Genomic DNA, 23,349 nt, shown 5'->3' on the forward strand with positions numbered 1-23,349 from the left:
CTCTTTCCGTCAGTTGTCCGAATATCTGGTGGTGAACCCGCGTCCGCGATCGACGTCGGCAGGGCGCTCGTCGGCGAAGCACGTACCGGTGTGCGTACGAGGCGCCCTGCCACCGCGATAGCGGGGCCTTCGGCCGGGCGGGTTCACGCGTCTGGTCCCTTCCCGGTCATCCCTCAGCTCCGCCACCCGTCCCCGACAAGACAAGCTGCGCGCCCATCTCGCCGATCATGATGGCGGGCGCGTTGGTGTTGCCACCGGTGATCGACGGCATGATCGAGGCATCGCAGACCCGCAGGCCCTCGACACCGCGGACCTTGAGGTCGGGACTCACGACCGCGAATTCGTCCACGCCCATCCGGCAGGTGCCGACGCCGTGGTAGACCGAGGTCGCGCGGTTCAGGATCGCGTCGCGCAGTTCCTGTCCCCGCAGTGCTTTGCCCGGGTGCAGCTCCTCCTTGATCGAGCCGTTGAACGCCTTCGACGCGAAGATCTCGCGGACCATCTCCGAGCCTTCGCCGAGCACTTCGAGATCGGCCGGGTCGGACAGGTACTGCGGGTCGATGAGCGGCGCCGCCGTGGGATCGGCCGAAGCGAGACGCAGCGTGCCGCGGCTCCTCGGGTAGATCAGCGTCGTGAGCACGGTGAGCGCGGGCCGTTTGTCGACGTCGTGCCGGATCGGCGCGTCCTGGTTCGGCGTCACGTACGCCCACGGCAGGAGATGCAACTGGAGGTCGGGCACCTCGGCGGCCTGGGAGGTCTTGAGGAAGGCGACCGCCTCGAAGACCGAGTTCGCCAGGAACGTGGTGCCGGGCCGCATCAGTTCGCTGACGAGGCCGCGCGCGAAGTACGGCGGGGTGCCCCTGTTCTTGCTCGACGACGCGCGGAAGGTCAGCGCGTGGAACATGTGGTCGTGCAGGTTGTCGCCGACCGGCAGGTCCGCGACGACGTCGATGCCGTGCTCCTTCAGGTGCTCGGCGTGGCCGATCCCGGACAGCATCAGCAGCTGCGCGGATCCGACGAAGCCCGCCGAAAGGATGACCTCCTTGCCCGCGCGCAGGATGCGCCGTCCCCCGTTCGCGTCGACGACCTCGACACCGACGGCACGGCCGTTCTCGATGACCACCTTCTTCGCCAGCACCCCGGACTGGACCTGCAGCGTGGCGGGCGCGAGATGGTGGATGTAGCCGCGCGAGGCGCTGTAGCGCAGGCCGTCGGCGGCGTTCTGCTGCATCCGGCTGACGCCCTCTTGGCACTCGGCGTTGTAGTCGTCGAGGACCTCGCAGCCGATCGCGTCGGCGGTCGCCTGGAGGAACTGGAGCGTGCCCTCCTGCGGGGTCTTGTTGCGGGTGACCCGGATCGGCCCGCCCGCACCGCGGAAATCGTTCTCTCCGTCCTCGAAGTCCTCCATCCGCTTGTACGCGGCGTTGACGCTGTCGGCGTCCCAGCCCTTGTTGCCTTCGGCGGCCCAGGAGTCGAAGTTGGCACGGTTGCCGCGCACGTAGACCATCCCGTTGATGGAGCTGGAGCCGCCGACCACCTTGCCGCGCGGCACCGGCATCCGGCGATCGAGAACGTGTTTCTGCGGCACCGAGTAGTAGCCCCAGTCGAAGGGCTTCTTGAGCTGGGGCACAGCGTGCATCGGGCCGACCAGCCCCGGCTTCTTGACGAGCATCTTCTCGTCGGTCTTGCCCGCCTCGAGCACGATCACGCTGGCCCCGGCCTCCGCCAACCTGCCCGCGATCGCGGCGCCCGAGCTGCCCGATCCGACGACCACGTAGTCGGCCTCGTCGCCGCGCGCAGCCCTGTTCGCCATGTCCGCTCCTCGGTCAGCCCACCGTGCAGAACTGTAACCTGTTCTAGTTCTGTCACCGTATAGCGAGACCGGCCGGTTCCGCAACGGGCCGTCGCTCCCGGCCGGCCTTCGAGACCTCAGCGCAGCGGTTCGAGTGCCTTCGCCAGCGGCTCCAGCACGGCGGGCGTGTGCGGCGGGGGCAGGTAGATGATCGCCAGGTCGAGGCCCGCCTCACCGAGTGCTTCGGCCTCCGCGGCGACCTTCGCGTAGTCACCGTCCGTACCGAGGCGCACGTGCGAGGACAAGGTGATCTCCTTCGGGTACCGGCCGATGTCCGCGCAGTGCCGGTGCAGCACCTCGCGCTTGTGGGCGAACTCCTCCGGCGTGCCACCGACGAAGTTCCAGTGCTGGGCGTACTTCGCGGCCGTGCGCAGGGTCCGCTTCTCGCCGCTGCCACCGATGCAGATCGGCGGATGCGGCTTCTGCACGCCCTTCGGTTCACAGCGGGCGTCGGTCAGCTGATAGTGCTTCCCCTGGAAGGTGGTGGTCTCCTGGGTCAGCAGGCCGACGAGGACCTCGCAGGCCTCCTCGAACCGGTCACTGCGCTCCTTGATGGTGCCCAGTTCCATGCCGTACGCGCCGGATTCCTCTTCGTTCCAGCCCGCGCCGACGCCGATCTCCAGCCGTCCACCGGAAACGATGTCCAGTGTCGCGGCCATGTTCGCGAGGAGCGCGGGGTGACGGTAGTGGATCCCGCTGACCAGCGTGCCCAGCCGGAGCCGTTTCGTGGCCTGCGCGAGCGCGGTGAGCGTCACCCACCCTTCCAGGCACGGACCGGTCGAATCCGAGAAAATGGGATAGAAGTGATCGAAGGTCCAGCCCGATTCGAAGAGTTCGATCTCGTCGGCGGCCTGCCAGACGGCGAGCATGTCGGACCAAACGGTGTCCTGCGGCGAAGTCTTGATGGCGAATCGCATGATCTTGATCGTAAACCTGGAGTTCCTCCAGTCGCTTTCGAAAATCAGCGGGCGATGCCGCGGCGAAGATAGTCTTCGGCGTCCACTCCGGACTCGACGAGCAACGCGTGCGTGTGCTCTCCCAAGGCAGGGACGTCGCCCATGCACGCCTCGAAATCGTCGAAGGTCACCGGCGGCAGCAGCGCGTCGACGTGAGCGAATTCGGTGCCGACCTCGCGCCAGCGATCGCGGGCCCGCAGCTGGGGATGATCGGCGACCTGGCCGACGTCCTTGAGCTGCGCGGCGGGGACCCCGGCAGCGGCGAGCCGTTCGTCGAGTTCGTTGTTGGTCCACAGCGATGTCCTTGCGGCGACAGCGGCGTCGCACTCCTCGCGGTGAGCCACCCGCCGCACGTTCGTGGTGAAGCGCGGGTCGTCGGCGAGTTCGGGCGCGTCGAGGACATCGGTGACGAGCTTTCGCCAGCCGGTGTCGTTCTGGACGCCGATGAGCATCTGACCGTCGCGCGTGGGAAAGGCGTCGTACGGCGCGATCGAGCTGTGGCTCAGGCCCATCCGCTCGGGCTCGGTTCCGGCGTACATCCTGGTGTTGAGCGCGTATCCCATCCATTCGACGGTGGCTTCCAGCATCGAGACCTCGATCGTCGCGCCCTCGCCCGTGCGCCAGCGGCGCAGCAACGCCGCCAGCACCGCCTGCGCGCAGTACATGCCCGAGGCGATGTCGGCGGTCGGGATCCCGGTCTTCGCCGGTGCGTCCGGGGCTCCCGTGATCGCGATGAGCCCGGCTTCGGCCTGGATCAGCATGTCGTAGGCCTTGCGCCGCTCCATCGGCCCGCCCGCGCCGAACCCGGACAGGTTCACCACGACCAACTCGGGGTGATCCGCCCGCAGATCGCCGAAACCGAGCCGCTCCGCCGCGCCGGGCGCGAGGTTCTGGACGAACACGTCGGCCTTCGCGACCAGCCGCCGGACGACGTCACGGCCCTCGTCGGTCTTGAGGTCGACGGCGAGTGATTCCTTGCCCCGGTTGAGCCAGACGAAATGCGCGCCGCTGCCGTGCACGGCGTGGTCGTAGGCGCGGGCGAAATCCCCGCCGTCGACGCGTTCGACCTTGATCACCCGCGCGCCGAGGTCGGCGAGGTTGCGGGTGGCCAGCGGTGCGGCCACGGCCTGTTCGACGGCGACGACGGTGACCCCGTCGAGCGGCCGCGTCATGCTTTCTTCTTCTCGGCCCGCACCAGCCCGCCGCCGATGATCAACCGCTGGATCTCGCTCGTGCCCTCGTACAGCCGCATCAACCGGACGTCACGGTAGATGCGTTCGACCGCGACCTCGCGCATGTATCCACTGCCTCCGTGAACCTGCACCGCGAGATCCGCGGCCTTGCCCGCCATCTCGGTGCAGAACAGCTTCGCCGCCGACGGCGCGATCCGCCGGTCCTCCCCCGTCACATACGCCCGCGCCGCCTCACGGGCGAGCGCGCGACCGGCGAGCACACCGGTCTGCTGATCGGCCAGCATCGCCTGCACCAGCTGGAAATCCCCGATCGGCGTGCCGCCCTGGGTCGCCGTCGCGGCGTACGCGACCGACTCGTCCAACGCCCGCTGCGCCGTACCGACGGCGAGGCCCGCCATGTGGATCCGGCCGCGCGCCAACGACGTCATCGCCGCCTTGTAGCCGGCATCGCCGTCGCCGCCGACCAACGCGTCGGGTCCGACACGGACCTGCGAGAACGTCACGTCCGCGGTCCGGGAACCCTCCTGCCCCATCTTCGCGTCCTTCGCCCCCACCTTGATACCCGGCGCGTCGGCCGGCACGAGGAACACCGCGATCCCGGTGTCCGTACGCGCGAAAACCACGAACAGGCCGGCCTCGGTGGCGTTGGTGATGAACTGCTTCCCGCCGTCGATCACCCAGCCGTTACCGTCCGGCTTCGCGCTGGTCCTCAACCCGGCCGGATTCGACCCCGCACCCGGCTCGGTCAGCGCGAACGACGCGACGACCTCACCTGACGCGATCCCCGGCAACCACCGGGCCTGTTGTTCCCGGGTGCCGAACCCGACCAGCACCTGCCCGGCGATCCCGTTGTTCGTCCCGAACATCGACCGCAACGCCAATGACGTGTACCCCAGCGCCATCGCGACCTCGACATCCTGGACCAGGTCGAGACCGAGCCCGCCCCACTCCTGGGGGATCGCGTACCCGAACAACCCCATCTCCGCGGCCTGCGCCCGCAGATCGGCCGGGATGGCGTCCGTGTTCATGATCTCCAGCTCGCGGGGCATCACCCGAGTGCGCACGAAATCCTTGATCTGGCCGAGAACGTCCGCGAACACGTCGTCGGGGACGTCGGGGTTGCCGGTGTACATGCCCCTCACTATCGATCACCGTCCGGGTTCGGTCCACACCCTCGGGTGGACCTCACCGCGAGGCCTACCGGAGATGTTGATCATCGTCCTAACGTCGAAGCATGCGTACACGTACCGCCTTCCTCGCCATGACCAGTGCCGTCGCCCTGTGCTTCACGATCCCCGCCGTGGCCTCCGCGGCCGAAGGCGAATTCACCTACCGCTATTACGACGAAGACGAAGAGCTCCAGGTCGGCACCCTCGTCGACCCGCCCAGCGGCGAATGCATCGAAATACCCGAAATAGCCGACTGGGACGTCGACGCGTTCCGTCCGCAGAACGACACCGACTCGACCGCGGTGGTGTTCCTGGACGACGATTGCAAGAGCGATTCCTACTTCTCGCTTCGCCCCAACGGCGGTCGAGGCTCGGACAGACTTCTCCTGCGCTCGGTCATCTTCAGTTAGGCCGAGCGGACCTCGACACCACACTCCGCGCGGCGAAAGATGAGGCGCGGGGGTGGTCGTCGTGGCACGACGTGGACTGGTTTTCCTGGCCCTGCTCACGATCTTTCTCGGGCTGGTGGTGCCCAGCGCCTCGGCCGACGGCGCGGTCACCAGGTACGAGGGCGAACTCGAAGGCGCACGCTATCTGGTGCTGGTGCCGGAAAACTGGAACGGCACACTCATGCTGTGGAGCCACGGGATGTACTCCCTGGCATATCCGGAACCCGATCGGATCGCGCTGACGTCGCAGCCCGCGACCGAGTCTTTCCTGCTGGCGCAGGGATACGCGCTGGCCGCGTCCCAGTACCGGACCGTGCGCGGCTGGTCGATCGAGGAGGCGCTCACTGACCAGACCCGGTTGCACGACTGGTTCACCCGCACGATCGGCCCGCCGCGACGAACCATCGCGGCGGGCGAATCGGTGGGCGCGATCACCGCGACCCTGCTCGCCGAGCGGAACCCGCGCCGATTCGACGGCCTGATGACCTTCTGCGGCAACCTCGCCGGCGGGGCCGCGCACTGGAACTCGTCGCTCGACCTCGGGTACGCCCTGAACACCCTGCTCGACGCACGGCTGCAACTGGTGCGGATCACCGATCCCGCGGCCAACGTGGGCAGATTCGTCGACGTGGTGCAGGCCGCCACCGCGAATCCGGGAGGCCGGGCCCGGCTCGCGCTGGCGAACGCGCTGGCCGAGATCCCCGGTTGGCTGGACGCCACCCAGTCCCGCCCGCCGGACGTCGTGGATCAGGTTTTCTGGCAGGGCGTATGGGATCGCTACTACCGCGCCGGCGCGTTCGGCGTCGACAGGGTCGCGCTGGAACAGCGGGCGAGCGGCAACCCGAGCTGGAACGTGGGCGTCGACTACCGGCGGATCCTGGCGAAGTCCAGCGAGCGGACGCTGGTGGAACGAGCCTATACGGAGGCGGGGCTCGACCTCGGCGCCGACCTCGACCGGTTGGCGAAGGCGCCCCGAGTCACTCCTGATCCGGCCGCGGTCACCCATCTGGCCCGATTCGGGCTGCCGCTGGGTCGCACGCCGGTCCCGGTGCTGACCATGCACACCGTCGCGGACGGCACCGCACCCGCGGCGCACGAACGCGCCTACGCCGAACGAGTCTCACGGCTAGGTGACGGGGACGAGCTCCGGCAGCTGTTCGTGAACCGGGCCGGTCACTGTGTGTTCACCGCATCCGAGGAAATCACCGCTCTGCGCACCCTGGAGCGGCGGCTGGACCGCGGACACTGGCCGTCGACCGCCCCTGCCACGCTGATCTACGAAGCAGGCAAGCTCGCGCCGGAACACCAGACGATCTTCGACATCGTCCGTGAAACCCGGGTGACGACCACGCCGGCGTTCGCGCGGCATTCTCCTCCCCCGTATCCGAGGGCGCTGCCGTTCTCTTGAGGTGTCGGGCGCGGTGGGCGGTCGCGCCCAGTCTGCGATACACGCCCCGACCATGGGCCTCGCCAAGGGCCACGTCGGAGGCGCGTGAAGGCCTCCTTCCCCACCTTCAGGGTCAGGGTCGCGGCAAAGTCGCATAAGCGCTGGTCGGTGTCGCTCTTGATGGGGTCGTGAGTGGCGTTTCGAGTTAGAACCCGAAAACGCCACTCACGACCCCAGGGCGAAACCACGCTCGCCGCCACAACCCGAATCACCACACTGCGGCTCACCTGACCCGCGGCTAGGCGACCCCGACGCTCAAGGTAGGCAAGGAGGCCTTCACCACCACCTGGGTCGATCACTTCAGCTGACGTTGCGAAAGTGGCTTTCGCAACACGCCACATTTGTCTTACCCCTCTAATTGGGCCCAGCGAGGATCGTCAGCCCGTAGGCCGACAGGACCCGGTTGATCGGGAAGAAGTAGCTGGAGCCGCCGCTCGAGCAGTTGCCGCTGCCACCGATCAGCACGCCCTGCGCCTGTGCCCCGCTGACGAACGGCCCGCCGTTGTCCCCCGGCTCCGCACAGACGGAAGTGCGGGTCAAACCCGTCAGCGTTCCCTCCGGGAAGGTGATCGACACGTTCTTCGCCTGGACGGTGCCGCACCGCCAGCCGGTGGTCGCGCCGTACTTGCACACCGACGCGCCGACCGGGGCCTCGACCGACCCGGTGATCGTGACCCGGCCGTCGGTGGGCGGGATCGAGCCCACCAGCCGCCAGTCGGTCGTGTTGGTCACCCGGATGACGATCGCGCCGGTCGGCGGTACCTGGGCCGCCGCGACCACCCCGACCACGCGGCCGGCGCTGCGGATGGTGTCGCCGGGCTTGCCGCATGCCGAACTCGCGATCAGGTAGCCGACCTTGCCCTGCACGGCGGCGAACCCGGCCGTGCACCTCGTCGCGGCGCTGCTCTGCAACACGCTCCCGCCGCCGAGTGGGGCGCGAGCGCTCGCTTGCGCGGTCGACGGCAGGGCCAGGCCGAGGGCCAGGACCAGGCAGGACAGGGATCGGGGCAGTCTCACGGGACCCTCCGATGGCCGGGGATGTCCCGATCGTAACGAGCGGGACGCCCCGGCCCATCCGCCGAATCGCGCATTCTCAGCGCCAGCCGAGCTCCGGCGCCACGTGGGTGAGGATGCTCTCCAGCACGTGCGCGTTGTACTCGACGCCGAGCTGGTTCGGGATGGTCAGCAGCAGGGTGTCCGCGGCCTCGATCGCCTCGTCCTCCTTGAGCGCCCGCACCAGCTCGTCCGGCTCGGCGGCGTACGACCGCCCGAAGATCGCCCTGGTCGTCTCGTCGATCATGCCGACCTGGTCCCGCGAGTCGCGGTCGCGGCCGAAGTACGCCCGGTCCAGGTCGTTGGTCAACGCGAAGATGCTGCGGCTGACCGACACCCGCGGCTCACGCGAGTGACCGGCCTCCCTCCAGGCTTCGCGGTAGGCCTCGATCTGCTTGCGCTGCTGGACGTGCAGCGGCTCCCCCGTCTCGTCGTCCTTGAGCGTGGAACTCTGCAGGTTCATGCCCTGCTCCGCCGCCCACACCGCGGTCGCGTTCGAGCTGGAACCCCACCAGATCCGCTCGCGCAACCCCTCCGAGTACGGCTCGAGCCGGAGCAACCCCGGCGGATTGGCGAACATGGGGCGCGGGTTCGGCTGCGCGAACCCCTCGCCGTCGAGCAGCTTGAGAAAGACCTCGGTGCGCTGCCGGGCCATGTCCGCGGCGGTCTGCCCCTCCGCGGGGCCGTACCCGAAGTACCGCCAGCCGTCGATGACCTGCTCCGGGGATCCCCGGCTGACCCCGAGCTGGAGCCTGCCGCGGGAGATGAGGTCGGCGGCGCCGGCTTCCTCGGCCATGTACATCGGGTTCTCGTAGCGCATGTCGATCACGCCGGTACCGATCTCGATCTTCGAAGTCCGGGCGCCGATCGCCGACAGCAACGGGAACGGACTGCCCGCCTGCCGCGCGAAGTGGTGCACCCGGAAGTACGCGCCGTCCACGCCGAGCTCCTCGGCCGCGACCGCCAGGTCGATCGACTGATGCAGGAAGTCGGCGGCGGACCGCGTCTCGGAGTGCGCGCTCGGCGACCAGTGGCCGAAGGACAGGAAACCAATCTTCTTCACAGCACGTGTAACCGCCCGATGACCGGGTTTGATTCCCCGCCGAGGGTGCTCGCACCGTCCGGGTCAGGAGCGTTCGGCACACCTGCCGAAGTGACTCACCGCGAACCGACGGGGCGAGGCAGAGGTGTCGTGACCGCCACCACCGCGGTGCTGTTCCGGTCCGTTGGTTTCGCTCGGCGTCCAGCATTTCCCTCGAGCCGCGCAAAAGCGATATTCGACAGCGCCGGCTACGCCGGACAAAAGAGACCATGCCCGAGTCGGCCCCCACCGAACAGAAGTGTCCATGGCAATTCCCGCGACCGGACACAACTGTATCGCAGCCATCCAGTGCGATGGGACGAACCGGGTTTCCGCAGTTCCAGCGCGGCAAACAACGCTGTCTCGACGCCTTTGGTCACCCCTGGGGCACAGCGGACATAATTGGGCCACCCCCAGCACGACCCAGTCAATAACGTCGAATTCGGCCACCCGGATTCGACCAATGCGGCCGAACGGGTGAAATCGATTCCAATGTCATATTCGAATACTTCTACCTGGGTAGTCTCCGTTCGTCCCCGAAAGGCCGACCGAGGACGACACCAATGCGATCAACGTTCGAAAGCCACCTCATGCCCACTCGCTCGTACGCCCGCCGTTCCGGGCGGACCGCGGGGTGGGCCGACCAGCCACGAAAGGGGGCCCGATGAAGACACCTTTTCGGCACCGGGGCTGCGTTTACGGCAGCGATGCGGAGTTCCTCACCATGGCCGTGCCTTTCGCCGAGGACGGGCTACGCCGGAGACAGCCGGTGCTGGCCGTCACGACCGCGGGCAACCTTGGCCTGCTGCGGGCCGCGCTCGGCGTCGACGCCGACCGGATCGAGTGCGCCGAGACGTCGGCCTTCGGCCGCCGGGCGTCGCACTGGGCCGAGGCACTCCGCGATCACTGGACACGCCACCGGTCCGACACGCCCCCAGGCCCGGTACGCATCATCGCCGAGCCGGCGTGGGCAGACCGGTCCCGACGAGAAGTAGCCGCGTGGCTACGGATGGAGGCAAATCTCACCATGTCACTGGCCGACACCGAGATCTGGATGATCTGCCCCTACGACACCAGGAGTGTCGAAGCGGGCATAGTCGAGGAAGCCCACCGGATCCATCCGGAATGCGTGGTGGGGCGCAGAGCGAAGCCGTCCGCGCAGTTCATGGTGCCGGAGGAGTTCACCCAGGCCGAGACGTCACCGGGCCGCACCGCCGACCTGTTCAGGTTCGCCGGGGATCTGGTGTCCGTGCGGCGGTACGTACTGGAAAAGGCCACCCCGATACTGAGCACGGAGAGCACCTCGGCGATGTTCGACGTCGCCGTCGGCGCGGTGCTCGCCAGCCTGCTCAACCACGGCATCGACCGGGCGACCGTGTGGGTACGTCCCGTCGCGGGCCGCGTGGTGTGCACGATGCGCTGTGACCGGCCGCTCGACCTCCAGCGATTTCCTGGCTCAGGGCACCTGGACACGAATCGGCTAGACAACAACCTGCGGATGGCCGAACAGGTGTGCGAGTGGCTCGACGTCAGCTCTGACCCCGGCGGCTGCACCATCGAACTGGCCATGCCGGGACAGGTACCGAAAAGCCAGGCCGGGGCCGGGAGCGAAGGCTGGAGCGTCCAAGGCTGACCATTCGTGTCCCGTTCGACGGACAGTTCTGTCCGGTGCCGCCCGGACCGGAGAGGACACCGTCTTCGCGACGGCGGTGAGGCACTCGGGTGAAGACGGCTGCGCCTTGACCGATCGGGGTGAACACTGATCCGCGTGGAAACGCGAACACGGCGTGCCGTGCGGATCGAAGGGATCGTGCAAGGGGTCGGTTTCCGGCCCTTCGTCCACGGTCTCGCCACCCGGCTCGGCCTGGCCGGCCACGTCGGCAACGACGTCGACGGAGTGTTCGTCGAGGTGGAGGGGCCGGTCGCGGACATCGAGGCGTTCCTGCTCGCCCTGCGCCGTGACGCTCCCCCGCTCGCCGCGGTCGAACGGGTGACCTCGGTGGAGACGACGTCGAACGACGGCCGTGGATTCAGCATCGTGCCCAGTGCCCCCGGTGGAGGCAAGCGGGCACTCGTCGCCGCGGACAGCGCCGTCTGCGACGACTGCCTCCGCGAACTGCGCGACGCCGGCGACCGCCGCTTCGGCTACCCCTTCATCAACTGCACCAACTGCGGCCCGCGCTTCACCATTGTGCGCGACGTGCCCTACGACCGGCCCCTGACCACGATGGCGGCTTTCGGACTGTGCACCGTTTGCGCCGCGGAGTATCACGACCCGGCGGATCGCCGCTTCCACGCGCAGCCGACCTGCTGCGCGGACTGCGGCCCGCGGTTGCGGCTGCGGGACACGGCCGGGCGCGAGGGCACCGGCGACCCGATCGCGGAGGCGGCCGCGCTCCTTCGGGAAGGCCGAGTGCTGGCGATCAAAGGGATCGGCGGCCATCACCTGGCCGTCCTCGCGGCGGACGAGCAGGCCACCGCCCTTCTGCGGAAGCGCAAACACCGTGAGGACAAGCCTTTCGCCGTGATGGTGTCCGATGTGGACACCGCGAGGATCTTGTGCGAGGTGGACTCCGCCGGGTGCGAGTCGCTCACGAGCAGGCGGCGCCCGATCGTGCTGCTTCCCCGGCTCGCGGACGCGCCGGTCGCGGCCGCGGTCGCGCCGGGGACCCGGCAGCTCGGTCTCCTTCTCCCCTATTCCCCGCTGCACCATCTCCTGCTCGCGGCGGTCGCCGCTCCGATCGTGCTCACCAGCGGCAACGTCTCCGACGAGCCGATCGCCTACACCGACGCCGACGCCTTCGACCGGCTCGGCGGGATCGCCGACGCGTTCCTGACCCACGACCGGCCGATCCATATCCGCACCGACGACTCCGTAGTGCGGCCATGGCGCGGCCGGGAATCGGTGCTGCGGCGCTCTCGTGGATTCGTGCCGGAACCCGTGACGTTGCCGTCGGCCGCGCCACGGCCCCTGCTCGCCTGCGGGGCGGAATTGAAGAACACCTTCTGCCTGGTCAAAGACCGGTACGCGGTCATCTCCCAGCACATCGGTGATCTGGAGAACTTCGAGACACTACGGTCGTTCACGGAAGGAATAGTCCACTTAAGACGGTTGTTCGACATCGATCCCGCACTGGTCGCGCACGACCTGCACCCGGAATACCTCTCCACCAAACACGCTTCGGAGCTGGCCGAGCGCTCCGGCGTCGAACTCGTCGGGGTGCAGCATCACCACGCGCACATCGCGTCGTGCCTCACCGACAACGGCGAAGAGGGGCCGGTTCTCGGCGTCGCCTTCGACGGCACCGGCTTCGGGGACGACGGCACGATCTGGGGCGGGGAATTCCTGCTCGCCGATCTGACGACCTACACCAGGGTCGGCCACCTGGCGCCGATGCCCATGCCCGGGGGTACGACGGCGATCAGGCAGCCGTGGCGGATGGCCGCGGCATACCTCGATCGGGCCTTCGACGGCTGCCCGCCGACGGACTTGGCCGTTTCGGTCCGCAACGCCACCGCGTGGGCCACCGTGACCGAACTCGCCAGACGCCGGGTGGCGTCGCCACTGACCTCCAGCGCGGGGAGGCTGTTCGACGCGGTATCGGCCGTGCTCGGTATCCGCGACACCGTCCACTACGAGGGGCAGGCCGCGATCGAACTGGAACAACTGGCAGACGGGGGCGAACGCGATGCCTACCCGGTGACCGTGTCCGGGGCGGGTCCGCTGGTGGTCGCGGGAGCGGACCTGGTCCGGGCGGTCGCCGAAGACGTGCTTCGGGGTGTTCCCCCGGAAGTGGTCGCCGCGCGATTCCACAACGGGATGGCCGAGGTCATCGCACGCTGCTGCGTGTCGCTGCGCGACCGGACAGGAGTGGGCACGGTGGCCATCTCGGGCGGCGTCTTCCAGAACCTGCTTCTGCTCGACCGGACGGTGGACCTGTTGCACGAAAACGGTTTCCGGGTCCTCACCCACAGCCGCGTGCCGGCGAACGACGGCGGTATCAGCCTCGGTCAGGCCGCCGTCGCCGCCGCGAGGGATCGCGCGGGGATCACATCTTCCTGATCGTCAGGTACCGCCGGATGTCCGGGAGGAAGAGCGCCAAGACGACGAGCGCCGCGACTACCGTCATCGCCACTATCGCCAGGAAGATGTAGCCGAGCAAAATCAGGTCCGGCGCCCGCTTCTCGCCTTCCGGCAGTCCGGTGAGCGTTCTCATGTCCCCTCCCGCGGTTCCTTGCGTCCGGCGGAGGCGGCGTCATCCAGCAATGCGGCCACCGTGCCGTCCCAGGTGGGCAGCGCGTGCCGCGATTTGTAGCGCTGCAAGGCCGCGAGTGTCTCCCTGTCGATACGCAGCCAAGCGCTGCCGGGGAAATGCAGGTCGACGGTCTCCCGCCAGACCTTCACCGGCAGGTCGTAGGACGCCTCCTTGCTCCACGGCACCTGCCGCACCGACAACCGGCCGTCACTGATAGCGAAGATGGTGCCGCTGAACAGCAACAGCAGCGGGATCACGCCGTCGGAGACCGAGTTGAAGTACTTGGTCGACGCGATCTCCAGGTCGTAGGTGACCGGCACCGGCAGGTCGACCGTCGTGTTCCCGGTGAATCGCGGAACCATGGCGGACACCGTGATGAACTGCATCGGCTTCACCGTCTCCGCCCACCGGGCGGTGTCCCCGAACAGGTCGCGCAACTGCTCGGCCTCCTCCGCCGAGTAGCGCCGCCGGTGCGGTTCGATCCGGATCTGGCAGCGCAGCGCGATCGCTTCCACCCGCTCGCCGCTGGTCTCGGTGATCCGCAGTCGCAGGGTCAGGCTCGGTACGACACCGTAGCGCTCGGGCTCGGCACCGATACAGTCGAAGACCAGCTCAGCCACGGCTCATCCCTCCCCGCCGAACCGCCGGGCGGCGGAGTGGACTCCCGCGAAGAATCCGTCGATGTGCTCGTGCGCCTCCTGGCCGCCGTCGAAGCCCTTCCAGTACATCCGCACCGTGCCGACCAGGCGATAGCAGACGTCCACCGGAACGAGGTAGGTCTCGACCTGATCCTCGGCGGCGCGGATCAGGATCGCCTCGACCTCGGGTTCGGCCGCGGCCAGCAAGGGATGTGCCGCCGCCAGCTCGGCCAGTGCCTCCAGGTTCAGCAGGCATTCGGTCGCGCCCGCCGGGCTGGGGTAGAACGCCGTCGTCCCACTGTCGCCGCGTAGCAGGAACGCCGCACCCACCGGGATCCCGAGGCCTTCCCATTCGGCTTTGGTCAACGGGCGTTCGTCGTCGCGCAGATAGCGGTCCGGCACCGCCCGATATCTGCCGCCACCTGCTTCCGGACTGGTGAAGAGGAGGAAACAGGCACGGCAGGTGCACAGGATCAAGCGATGCTCCGTGTCCACGACATGACCGTGCCACTCCCCGGCAGGCCGTGCGCACAACTCGCAACCATCCTGGGCCGGATGCGACGGACGCGGCGACGCCGGTGCGACCTCGGCGGGACCGACGAAGCGCCTCAGGCCGGCCCGCCGGGTCACGACGACACCGCCTTCGGCACCGCGACCCGTACTCCTTCGCTGTCCGAGAGCAGCGGCAACGGATCGAGACGCAACCCTCCGTCGTCGACTCCCTTGCCGGCGAGCCGCACGTCGAACCGCGCACCACAGCCCGCACAGCTGAGCACGTCTCCGTCTATTGTGGACTCGCCGAGGGAAGATCCACAGGCGGCGCAAGCATCTCGGTAGGCATAGAGGGTTCCACGCACCGAGCAGACCAGTACGGTGAGCCCCTCGACCGGCACGCTCACCGGACAGCCGGCCGGCGGCCCGAGGTCGGGCAGGGCGCTCCAGCCCGGGCTCACGGTGCCTCCGGACGGTTCGGGCGCGTGCCACCCGTCGGGCGGTCCCATGCCGACCTGGAGCACCGGGACAGGGTCCGGATCCGGTGTGGGGACGCCGTCGACCTCCACTCCGGTGACCTCGGGCGCGGCCTGCTCGATCGCCCCTTCGATCGCCATCTTGACCGTCAGTGACGAGGATGGGCAGCCCTGACAGTTGCCTTCCAGCCGGAGCCGGGCGACCCCGTCGCCGTCGACTCCGAGGTACTCGACCCCGCCCGCATGCGAGCCGAGATAAGGCCTGACCCGGTCCAGTGCCCGCTGGATCCTGGTGTCGACGTCGACCGGATGCAGGTCGTGCAGAAGCAGCAGGCTGCCGACCAGGTCGTCGTCGGCCAACCGGAGGAGGGTGTCGCGGTCGTGCTCGGCCAGCAGCCCGGCGACCCGCTCGAGCCCTTCGCCGTACATGCCGACCACCAGCCGGATCAGCTCTTCCGTGATCTGTTTGCCACGACCTTCCGGCAGCTTGCGAAGCAGGCTTTCCATCCGCTCACCGACGATGTCGGCCGTTTTCGACATCCGGTCTCACTCCTGGTATTCGGCGTTGAAGGCGTGGGGCGTGTGGTACTTCGTGATCTCCTTGCCGGTCCCGACCGACATGTGCACGCCACACGGCAGACACGGATCGAAGCTCCGCACCGCTCGCATGATGTCGATGCCCTTGAAATTCTCCGGCGGGTTCTCCTCGAAGATCGGGGTGTTCTGCACGGCGTCCTCGTACGGGCCCGGGGTGCCGTAGGTGTCCCGCACACTGCCGTTCCACGGTGTCGGCGGATACGGGTGGTAGTTGGCGATCTTGCCGCCCTTGATCACCATGTGGTGCGAGAGCGCGCCACGCACGGCTTCGGTGAACCCGCAGCTCGCCGCCTCGTCGGGAACGGTGAACTTCTCCCAGGTGCTGGTGTTCCCGCCACGGATCTCCGCCAGCGCCTTCTCCGCGAAATGCAGGGCGAGGCCCGCCGCGTAGGCTTGGAAGTAGCTCCGCGCGCGGTTGCGCTCCAGCGCGTTGCTCCACTGTGGAATCTTCCACTCGAAGCTCACCGCGGGTTTGAGCGACGTTCGCGGCAGATTGATCAGCACGCTGTGTCCGGTCGATTTGACATAGTCGGTGTCGACCAGTCCGGCGAGGGCGGTCACCCATAACCTCGCGAGCGGTCCGCCGCCGGTGTCCAGTGCCAGGTGATCGGTGCCGTCGAACCAGCGCGGCGACATGGTCCACGAATACTTGTCGTCGAAGTCGCGCTTGGCGGGCCGCGGGATGGTGTGCTGATTCCACGGATGGCGCCGGTCGACCGGATTGCCGAGCGGGTCGCGCCGGACGAACATCTCCTGGTCCTCCCAGTCCTCGTAGAACGAGTGACCGAGCAGGATGCGGATGCCGAGGTTGATGTCGACCAGGCTGGTGGTGACGAGCTTGCCGTCCACCACGACGCCCGGGGTGACGAACATCTTCCGGCCCCAGTTCTCCATGTTCTCGTAGGTGAAGTCGCAATGGGCGGGATCGTTGAGGCTGCCCCAGCAGCCGAGAAGGATGCGCCGCCTGCCGACCTCCTCGTAGCCGGGCAATGCCTCGTAGAAGAAGTCGAACAGGTCGTCGTGCATCGGCACGACCTTCTTCATGAACTCGACATAGCGCATCAGCCGGGTCAGGTAGTCGGTGAACAACTGCACCGTCGCCACCGTGCCGACCCCGCCGGGATACAGCGTGGACGGATGCACGTGCCGCCCCTCCATCAGGCAGAACATCTCCCTGGTGTACCGCGAGACGTGCAGCGCCTCCCGGTAGAACTCGCCTTGCAGCGGGTTCAACGACCGCATGATGTCGCCGATGGTGCGCATCCCGTGTTCCGAGGCGTGCGGCGCTTCGGTGCGGTTGGCCAGTTCCAGCACGCCGGGGTTGGTCTCGGCGACCATCCGCTCGCAGTAGTCCACCCCGACCAGGTTCTCCTGGAAGATGTTGTGGTCGAACATGTACTCGGCGGCCTCGCCGAGGTTGATGATCCATTCACCGAGAGGCGGCGGGCGTACGCCGTAGGCCATGTTCTGGGTGTAGACCGAGCAGGTGGCGTGGTTGTCGCCGCAGATCCCGCAGATCCGGCTGGTGATGAAATGTGCGTCGCGAGGATCCTTGCCCTTCATGAAGATGCTGTAGCCCCGGAAGATCGACGAGGTGCTGTGGCACTCGACGACCTTCTTCTCCGCGAAGTCGATCTTCGTGTAGATGCCGAGGCTGCCGACGATCCGGGTGATCGGATCCCACGCCATCTCCACCAAGCCGGGGTTCCGCGTGTCTGCCATAGATGGGTCCTCGCTCCGTTCACCAGTTGGACTTGTAGCCGCTCGTCAGTGAATCGCCCTTGTGCCGCCATTTCGGCTCCTCGTCGGCCGTCCGCTTCGTGAAGCCGCGCAGGGCACGGATCACCGTCCCGTAGGCGGTGGTCGCCGCGGCGGACACCTTCGCCCCGGGCGGTTCGTCCATGAACGGCATGAACTTGTCCGGGAAACCGGGCATGGTGCAGGCGATGCAGATGCCGCCGACGTTCGGGCAGCCGCCGACGCCGTTGATCCAGCCGCGTTTGGGCACGTTGCACTTGACCACCGGACCCCAGCAGCCGAGTTTCACGAGGCACTTCGACGAGCCGTAATCGGTGGCGAATTCGCCCTGCTCGTAGTAGCCCGCCCTGTCGCAGCCCTCGTGGACAGTGGCGCCGAATAGCCACTTCGGGCGCAAGGCCTCGTCGAGCGGGATCATCGGCGCCTGCCCGGCGGCCTGGAACAGCAGGTAGAGAATGGTCTCCGAGAGGTTGTCCGGATGAGTCGGGCAACCGGGAACGCAGACGATCGGGATCCCCGCCTTGGATCGCCACTCCCACCCGAGGTAGTCCGGCACACCCATCGCGCCGGTCGGGTTGCCCGCCATCGCATGGATGCCGCCATAGGTCGCGCAGGTGCCCGCCGCGAGGACCACCAAAGCCTTGGGGGCCAGCCGATCCAGCCATTCGCTCGTGGTCATCGGCTGGCCGGTCGCCGGGTTGTTGCCGAACCCGCACCAGTAGCCCTGGGTCTTGATCGCCTCGTTCGGGATCGATCCCTCGACGACCAGCACGAAGGGATCGAGTTCACCACGGTCGGCCTTGTGCCACCACTCGATGAACGTGTCGGCGCCCGTTTCCGGACCGGATTCGAAATCGAGCAGCGGCCAGTGCACCTCGACCCTGGGGAGACCGGGTAACGCGCCGAGCATGATGTCCTCGATGCTCGGCTGGGTCGCGGCGGTCAGCGCGACGGAGTCGCCGTCACAACCGAGACCGCCGTTCATCCAGAGGATGTGCACGACCGGTTCGTCGGCCGACTCCGGCTCCGGGACTCCCACTGCCGTGTCGGCCGTGGTCATGGATGATTACCTCCTTGCGAACGGTTCGACCACATTCGAATGGACGAACAACCGGCGGGCACGGTGAAAGACGGACATGCCGTCCCGACAAGCGGCAAGGAATAACGACCTTGAAAAGATCGACTTCCGCTTTCCGGCCGGTATCACCGTAGCCCCCGTCTTTATGCGGCAGCAAGGACACCCCAGGTACCCGGCCGGACATAACTGTCCGGCCCGGTTGCCCTGTCCACCTTTTGGCGGGTACCCGTGCCCCTGTACGCTGGCCGAACTCGGCAGACGGGCGGGGAACACGTGGAAGTTTCGGATTTCGCAGACCTGAGGACACCCATTGAGCTGCTTCCGGTCGTGGTGCTCTCCAAGATCTTCCCTGCCCGTCCGTCGTCGATTCCCGAGATCCGTGAATTCGTCCGTCATTCACTCGCGGAGTCGCCGCTCACCGACGAAGACAACCGCGAAGTGGGCCAGACGGTCTTCCGCGCACTGCTCGACGCCGCAGGCCCGACCGGCACGATCCAGATCTCGTTCCGGATCTTCCCGGAGCACGTCGAGGTCGACGTCCTGCATTCGCAATCCGGGCAGCCGGGCGAGCCCACTCTCGCCGAGGTGGCCGAACTGGAGGGCACAATACCGCCGCCACAGGCGAAAGCGGCATCTTTCGGACAGCCGGCGACCTTCTCCGAGTGGATGGCCGATGTGCTGCGCAGGGAAGGGCTCACGCAGGAGGCCGCGGCCCGGCAACTCGGCGTCTCGGTGAAGACCGTCGGACGATGGGTGGGCGGCGAGACCGAGCCGCGGATGCGTGACCTGCGCCGCCTGCGAGAACGTTTCGGCCAGCCACCGCTGAGCTGATCCGGCGACCGCGGCCGTTACAAGATCGACCGGCCGAGGAAGTGCCCGATCCGGTGAATCGTGTCACCGAGATGCACCATTGACGTATCACCGTGGGCAGCGAACACTAGTGCCTCGTTCCCGCTGGACAAAGGTGTCCGAGCGAATTGGCCGACGCCGGGATTGCGCGTATTTCCGAGGGCATGGATCATCGCGCGTCCGTATCGGCACCGCGACCGCGCGTTCAGCAGCATGGCGGACGGCGAAGGCGTATATCTGTCTCGAAAGAATGGATCTTCGGCGCGAAGTACATCTACCTCACCGGTGAGTTCGTCACCACATATACCGACTACCTGTCCTGAAACCACATAAGGAATTCGATCGTGACAGAATTGTCGCGTCCCGGCGGTGCCGATGTCCTCGACGCATTGGCCGATCGCCGAATCCGGCCCTTGAACGATCTCGCCGAACATGCCGAGGACATCGCGCGCACCTGCCGCGGCATGGCGACCCGCTTCCAGCGAGGCGGGAAGCTCCTGGTCTTCGGCAACGGTGGCCCGAGCACCGACGCGCAGCATGTCGCGGTCGAATTCGTGCACCCCGTCATAGTCGGCAAACGGGCCCTGCCCGCCCTTTCCCTGACGTCGGATGTCGCCACGCTCACCGGGATCGCCAACCGGGAAGGGCTGGCCGAAGTCTTCGCGCATCAGATCCGGTTCCTGGCGGAGCCTTTGGACATCGCGCTCGGCCTGTCCACCGACGGCGACTGCGTCAACGTGGTGCGCGGGCTCGAACAGGCCCGCGACCTGGGCCTGTTGACCGTGGCGCTGACCGGTGGCCGCGGTGGTGCCATCGCGGCCCGCCGAGCCGCCGACCACGTGCTGATCGCCGCGTCGGCGGACCCCAGGGTGGTCAAAGAAGTACACGTGACGATGTACCACATTCTATGGGAGTTGGTTCACGTCTTCTTCGAACATCCCGGCGTACTCGAGAAGGAGGCGACGGCGTGAACGTCCCCGAATGCCGTGACGACGTCTGCGTGACCTGTTCCGACTCCGCGGTCTCCGTCACCGTTCTCGGTCTGCTGGACGATCGCTACGCCATCGTCCGCACAGCCGCGGGCCGCGAAGAACAAGTGAGCGTCGCGCTGGTCGCCGCCGAGGTCGGTGACACCATCCTGGTGCATGCCGGCGAAGCGATCGCGGTCGTGGCGACGGGCACCCGGTGAAGCGGACCGACGATACGGCCTCCCCGCGACCCGCCGAGGACATGCGGTCGCTCTACCCTTTCCTGTACTCGGATTCGTCCGATGCCGACTCCGTGCTCGACCAGATCCGCCGGTCCACTGTGGACAAAGCGCGCGAGATCATCGCGCTGCGGGAGTCGATGTTCGCTCGCGACGGGAGCCGTCTGCTGGAGTGCGCCGGCGCGATGGCACGCCGATTCGCCGATGGCGGGCGCCTGCTGGCGTTCGGCAACGGTGGCAGTTCGACCGACGCACAGGACTTGGCCAGCCTCTTCCTCAGTCCGGCGAGCGGGCCGGCCGGCGCCCCTCCCCCGCTGCCCGCCTTCGGCCTCACCAACGACATCGCGGTCATCACCGCGCTGAGCAACGACATCGGCTTCGACGTGGTGTTCGCCCGGCAGATCGCCGCCTTCGCGAAGCCGTTCGACATCGCGGTCGGCCTGTCCACCAGCGGTAACTCCGCCAACCTGCTGCGTGGCTTGGAGGAGGCGAACGGGCGAGGTCTGCTCACGATCGGGATCACCGGCTACGACGGTGGCAAGATGGCCGAACTGGACGGCATCGACTACCTGTTCGTGGTCCCGTCTCCGTCGGTGCACCGCGTCCAAGAGGCACAGACCACGCTTTATCACGCATTGTGGGAACTGGTCGTCGAACACCTCGTGGAGCGGGTGGAACCGTGACGGATGCCCTGACCCGGGCCAAGGCCGTAGCCGACGCCGTCCTCTACGAGGGCTACCTGCTGTACCCCTATCGCGCGTCGGCGGCGAAGAACAAGGTGCGCTGGCAATGGGGCGTGCTCACTCCCGCCGCCTACGCGGCGGCGGGTACCGGCGAACATCACTGGTCGCAGGCGGAAGTGATCGCGGAGCCACCGGACGACGGGGTTCTCCAGGTACGGCTCCGCTTCCTCCAAGTGCAGAAACGTGTGGTCGAGGCGGCAGGCAGGGCGGTGCCGTCGCTGACCGTCGACGGAACCGAGTACACCACCTGGGAGGAGGCCGTCGAACGTGAGATCGCGGCCGCGATCCCCTTCTCGGCCCTGAGCAGGGGAACCTGCGTCCCGTTCCATCTGGAAGCCGGTGAGGACGTCGAGCCGGTCATCGGTGGCGACGACGCGCGGCTGGTGCGCAGACGTGCCTGCCTGCGCGGCGAACTGCGGCTCCGCGGGGATGCTTTGCCAGGGCCGTTCGGCGGCGTGAAACTGCGGGTGCGGGTGTACAACAAATCCGTCTGGGACGAGCCGGGAGCGACCAGGGACGAAGCACTGGCTCACTCGATGGTCGCCACGCACACGCTACTCTCCATCCCGGGTGGCGCTTTCCTCTCGCTGATCGACCCGCCCGAATGGGCGTCCGTGGCCACCGATGAATGCGTCAACGAACGCACCTGGCCGGTCCTGCTCGGAGAGCCCGGCCGGTGCGACACCGTCCTGTGCTCGCCGATCATCCTCTACGACCACCCGGAGATCGCCGAGGAGAGCCAAGGTCCCCTGTACGACGGCCTGGAGATCGACGAGATCCTGACCCTGCGCACGCTGACACTCACCGACGAGGAGAAACGGCAGGCACGCGCCACCGACACGCGGGCGGCCGAACTGATCGACCGGGTCGAAAGCATGCCACCGGAATTGCTGGACCGGCTCCACGGCACGATCCGCCATCTGCGCTCCGTCACCGGTGACGCGGAGGAACCGCCCGACGTGCCGTGGTGGGATCCCGAGGCTGACGCGTCGCTATCGCCGGAATCCGACACCGTGAACGTCGCCGGGGTCGCGATCGGCAAGGGCAGCCGCGTACGGCTGCGGCCCGCCAAGCGGGCCGACGCGCACGACATGTTCCTGACCGGCCGGGCCGCGGTCGTGCAGGCGGTGCTGCTCGACGTCGACGGCGTCTGGCATGTCGCGGTCACCCTCGAAGACGATCTCGGCTCGGAGCTCTATGCCCAGCACGGCCGGTACCGCTACTTCGGCGTCGACGAGATCGAGCCGATCGCCACGGAGACGCCATGACCCCACGGATACTGGTGGCCGGCATCGGCAACGTCTTCCTCGGCGACGACGGTTTCGGGGTCGAAGTCGTCCGCCGGATGTCCACGAAGGTCCTGCCGGATCGGGTGCGGGTGGCGGACTACGGCGTTCGGGGTATGCACCTGGCCTACGACCTGGTCGCCGGGCAGTACGACCTGACGGTGATGGTGGACGCCACCACCCGGGGTGATGCCCCGGGCACGGTGTACGTCGTCGAACTGGATCTCCCCGACGGGCCGCCCCTGCCGACGGCGGAGGCACTCGACGCGCACGGGATGCAGCCCGATGTCGTGCTGAACCTGGTCGCCCTCCTCGGCGGGGATCCCGGCCGGGTGCTGCTGGTCGGTTGCGAACCGGCGGTGCTCGACCATCGCATGGAGCTCAGCCCCGCGGTGGCGGCCGCGGTGGACACGGCCGCGGGCGCCGTCGCCGACCTCATCGGCGCGTGCCGGGCAGCTGACCAGACCGCCGAGATCGGAAGGAATCGGGTGCCGTCATGTGCCTTGGAATCCCCGGAGAAGTGATCGAAATTCTCGCGGACCGCCCTGATCTGGCGAAGGTCGACGTGGGCGGCGTCAAGCGGGCCATCAACATCGCGCTGGTCTCCGAAGAGGGCCTCGAGCCGGGCGACTGGGTTCTGATCCATGTCGGCTTCGCCCTGTCCAAGATCGACGAGGCCGAGGCGAAAGCGGCGATGGACTTCCTCGAGAGCATCGGCAAGGCCTATGACGACGAGATCGCGGCCCTGCGCGATTCGCAAATCATCTAG

The 23,349-nt window shown here is 67.7% G+C and carries 23 protein-coding genes; 11 read left to right on the forward strand and 12 right to left on the reverse strand.

The genetic code is table 11. The features are described 5' to 3' along the window. Positions 1 to 166 precede the first annotated feature (166 nt). The 4 genes from LCL61_RS27860 to LCL61_RS27875 all read right to left on the reverse strand — a co-directional run bounded on the left by LCL61_RS27860 (position 167) and on the right by LCL61_RS27875 (position 5,134). The gene (locus LCL61_RS27860; RefSeq protein WP_340682473.1) at positions 167 to 1,813 is read right to left on the reverse strand and encodes a GMC family oxidoreductase; all 1,647 of its coding nucleotides are present in this window, start codon (positions 1,811 to 1,813) and stop codon (positions 167 to 169) included. A 116-nt stretch (positions 1,814 to 1,929) separates the two neighbouring features. After that, positions 1,930 to 2,769 (reverse strand): LLM class F420-dependent oxidoreductase, encoded by an 840-nt coding sequence (locus tag LCL61_RS27865; RefSeq protein ID WP_340682474.1) that lies wholly within the window; start codon positions 2,767 to 2,769, stop codon positions 1,930 to 1,932. Between the two features lie 44 nt (positions 2,770 to 2,813). Then, complete coding sequence (locus LCL61_RS27870) at positions 2,814 to 3,980, reverse strand: CaiB/BaiF CoA-transferase family protein (protein ID WP_340682475.1); 1,167 nt, start codon at positions 3,978 to 3,980, stop codon at positions 2,814 to 2,816. Next, positions 3,977 to 5,134, reverse strand: coding sequence for an acyl-CoA dehydrogenase family protein (locus tag LCL61_RS27875; RefSeq protein WP_340682476.1), 1,158 nt, complete (start codon positions 5,132 to 5,134; stop codon positions 3,977 to 3,979). The genes LCL61_RS27870 and LCL61_RS27875 overlap by 4 nt, the downstream gene beginning before the upstream one ends. A 101-nt stretch (positions 5,135 to 5,235) precedes the next feature. Between LCL61_RS27875 and LCL61_RS27880 the strand changes: the two genes are divergently transcribed. Both LCL61_RS27880 and LCL61_RS27885 read left to right on the forward strand, forming a co-directional pair. After that, the gene (locus LCL61_RS27880) at positions 5,236 to 5,580 is read left to right on the forward strand and encodes a hypothetical protein (RefSeq protein WP_340682477.1); all 345 of its coding nucleotides are present in this window, start codon (positions 5,236 to 5,238) and stop codon (positions 5,578 to 5,580) included. Positions 5,581 to 5,641: 61 nt separating this feature from the next. Beyond that, positions 5,642 to 7,027, forward strand: a complete 1,386-nt coding sequence (locus tag LCL61_RS27885; protein WP_340682478.1) for a DUF6351 family protein — start codon at positions 5,642 to 5,644, stop codon at positions 7,025 to 7,027. 393 nt (positions 7,028 to 7,420) lie between these two features. Here the strand turns inward: LCL61_RS27885 and LCL61_RS27890 are convergent, their stop codons facing one another. Both LCL61_RS27890 and LCL61_RS27895 read right to left on the reverse strand, forming a co-directional pair. Beyond that, the gene (locus LCL61_RS27890; protein ID WP_340682479.1) at positions 7,421 to 8,083 is read right to left on the reverse strand and encodes a S1 family peptidase; all 663 of its coding nucleotides are present in this window, start codon (positions 8,081 to 8,083) and stop codon (positions 7,421 to 7,423) included. A gap of 76 nt (positions 8,084 to 8,159) precedes the next feature. Further along, positions 8,160 to 9,182, reverse strand: coding sequence for an LLM class flavin-dependent oxidoreductase (locus LCL61_RS27895; protein ID WP_340682480.1), 1,023 nt, complete (start codon positions 9,180 to 9,182; stop codon positions 8,160 to 8,162). A 682-nt stretch (positions 9,183 to 9,864) separates the two neighbouring features. Between LCL61_RS27895 and LCL61_RS27900 the strand changes: the two genes are divergently transcribed. Next, a complete protein-coding gene (locus LCL61_RS27900) occupies positions 9,865 to 10,833 on the forward strand; it encodes an MEDS domain-containing protein (protein WP_340682481.1) in 969 nt (322 codons plus the stop codon). A gap of 135 nt (positions 10,834 to 10,968) precedes the next feature. Beyond that, positions 10,969 to 13,263, forward strand: coding sequence for a carbamoyltransferase HypF (gene hypF / locus LCL61_RS27905; RefSeq protein ID WP_340682482.1), 2,295 nt, complete (start codon positions 10,969 to 10,971; stop codon positions 13,261 to 13,263). On the opposite strand, the gene LCL61_RS27910 is transcribed toward hypF, so the two are convergent. From LCL61_RS27910 to LCL61_RS27935, 6 genes are all read right to left on the reverse strand, one after another. After that, positions 13,250 to 13,417 (reverse strand): DUF6893 family small protein, encoded by a 168-nt coding sequence (locus LCL61_RS27910; RefSeq protein ID WP_340682483.1) that lies wholly within the window; start codon positions 13,415 to 13,417, stop codon positions 13,250 to 13,252. The genes hypF and LCL61_RS27910 overlap by 14 nt on opposite strands. Next, positions 13,414 to 14,076: a DUF6084 family protein gene (locus LCL61_RS27915; RefSeq protein ID WP_340682484.1), complete on the reverse strand. Its 663-nt coding sequence runs from the start codon at positions 14,074 to 14,076 to the stop codon at positions 13,414 to 13,416. Before LCL61_RS27915 ends, LCL61_RS27910 begins: the two co-directional genes overlap by 4 nt. A gap of 3 nt (positions 14,077 to 14,079) precedes the next feature. Then, complete coding sequence (locus tag LCL61_RS27920; RefSeq protein WP_340682485.1) at positions 14,080 to 14,589, reverse strand: DUF5947 family protein; 510 nt, start codon at positions 14,587 to 14,589, stop codon at positions 14,080 to 14,082. 131 nt (positions 14,590 to 14,720) lie between these two features. Beyond that, positions 14,721 to 15,602 (reverse strand): NifU family protein, encoded by an 882-nt coding sequence (locus tag LCL61_RS27925; RefSeq protein ID WP_340682486.1) that lies wholly within the window; start codon positions 15,600 to 15,602, stop codon positions 14,721 to 14,723. A gap of 6 nt (positions 15,603 to 15,608) precedes the next feature. Continuing rightward, positions 15,609 to 17,381, reverse strand: a complete 1,773-nt coding sequence (locus LCL61_RS27930; protein WP_340682487.1) for a nickel-dependent hydrogenase large subunit — start codon at positions 17,379 to 17,381, stop codon at positions 15,609 to 15,611. A 19-nt stretch (positions 17,382 to 17,400) separates the two neighbouring features. Next, a complete protein-coding gene (locus tag LCL61_RS27935) occupies positions 17,401 to 18,477 on the reverse strand; it encodes a hydrogenase expression protein HypE (protein WP_340682488.1) in 1,077 nt (358 codons plus the stop codon). A 291-nt stretch (positions 18,478 to 18,768) separates the two neighbouring features. Between LCL61_RS27935 and LCL61_RS27940 the strand changes: the two genes are divergently transcribed. The 7 genes from LCL61_RS27940 to LCL61_RS27970 all read left to right on the forward strand — a co-directional run bounded on the left by LCL61_RS27940 (position 18,769) and on the right by LCL61_RS27970 (position 23,349). Beyond that, entirely contained in the window at positions 18,769 to 19,326 is a 558-nt protein-coding gene (locus tag LCL61_RS27940) for a helix-turn-helix domain-containing protein (RefSeq protein ID WP_340682489.1), read from the forward strand. 371 nt (positions 19,327 to 19,697) lie between these two features. Beyond that, complete coding sequence (locus tag LCL61_RS27945) at positions 19,698 to 20,315, forward strand: SIS domain-containing protein (protein ID WP_340688693.1); 618 nt, start codon at positions 19,698 to 19,700, stop codon at positions 20,313 to 20,315. Beyond that, positions 20,312 to 20,533: a HypC/HybG/HupF family hydrogenase formation chaperone gene (locus tag LCL61_RS27950; RefSeq protein ID WP_340682490.1), complete on the forward strand. Its 222-nt coding sequence runs from the start codon at positions 20,312 to 20,314 to the stop codon at positions 20,531 to 20,533. Before LCL61_RS27945 ends, LCL61_RS27950 begins: the two co-directional genes overlap by 4 nt. A 41-nt stretch (positions 20,534 to 20,574) precedes the next feature. After that, positions 20,575 to 21,234, forward strand: a complete 660-nt coding sequence (locus tag LCL61_RS27955) for an SIS domain-containing protein (RefSeq protein WP_340682491.1) — start codon at positions 20,575 to 20,577, stop codon at positions 21,232 to 21,234. Further along, positions 21,231 to 22,562 carry a hypothetical protein gene (locus LCL61_RS27960; RefSeq protein WP_340682492.1) on the forward strand — a complete coding sequence of 444 codons (1,332 nt, stop codon included), beginning with the start codon at positions 21,231 to 21,233 and terminating at the stop codon, positions 22,560 to 22,562. Before LCL61_RS27955 ends, LCL61_RS27960 begins: the two co-directional genes overlap by 4 nt. Then, the gene (locus tag LCL61_RS27965) at positions 22,559 to 23,104 is read left to right on the forward strand and encodes a hydrogenase maturation protease (RefSeq protein ID WP_340682493.1); all 546 of its coding nucleotides are present in this window, start codon (positions 22,559 to 22,561) and stop codon (positions 23,102 to 23,104) included. The genes LCL61_RS27960 and LCL61_RS27965 overlap by 4 nt, the downstream gene beginning before the upstream one ends. Next, positions 23,077 to 23,349 carry a HypC/HybG/HupF family hydrogenase formation chaperone gene (locus tag LCL61_RS27970; RefSeq protein WP_340682494.1) on the forward strand — a complete coding sequence of 91 codons (273 nt, stop codon included), beginning with the start codon at positions 23,077 to 23,079 and terminating at the stop codon, positions 23,347 to 23,349. Before LCL61_RS27965 ends, LCL61_RS27970 begins: the two co-directional genes overlap by 28 nt.

Origin of the sequence: Amycolatopsis coloradensis, from assembly GCF_037997115.1 — a bacterium.
Lineage (GTDB): Bacteria > Actinomycetota > Actinomycetes > Mycobacteriales > Pseudonocardiaceae > Amycolatopsis > Amycolatopsis coloradensis_A.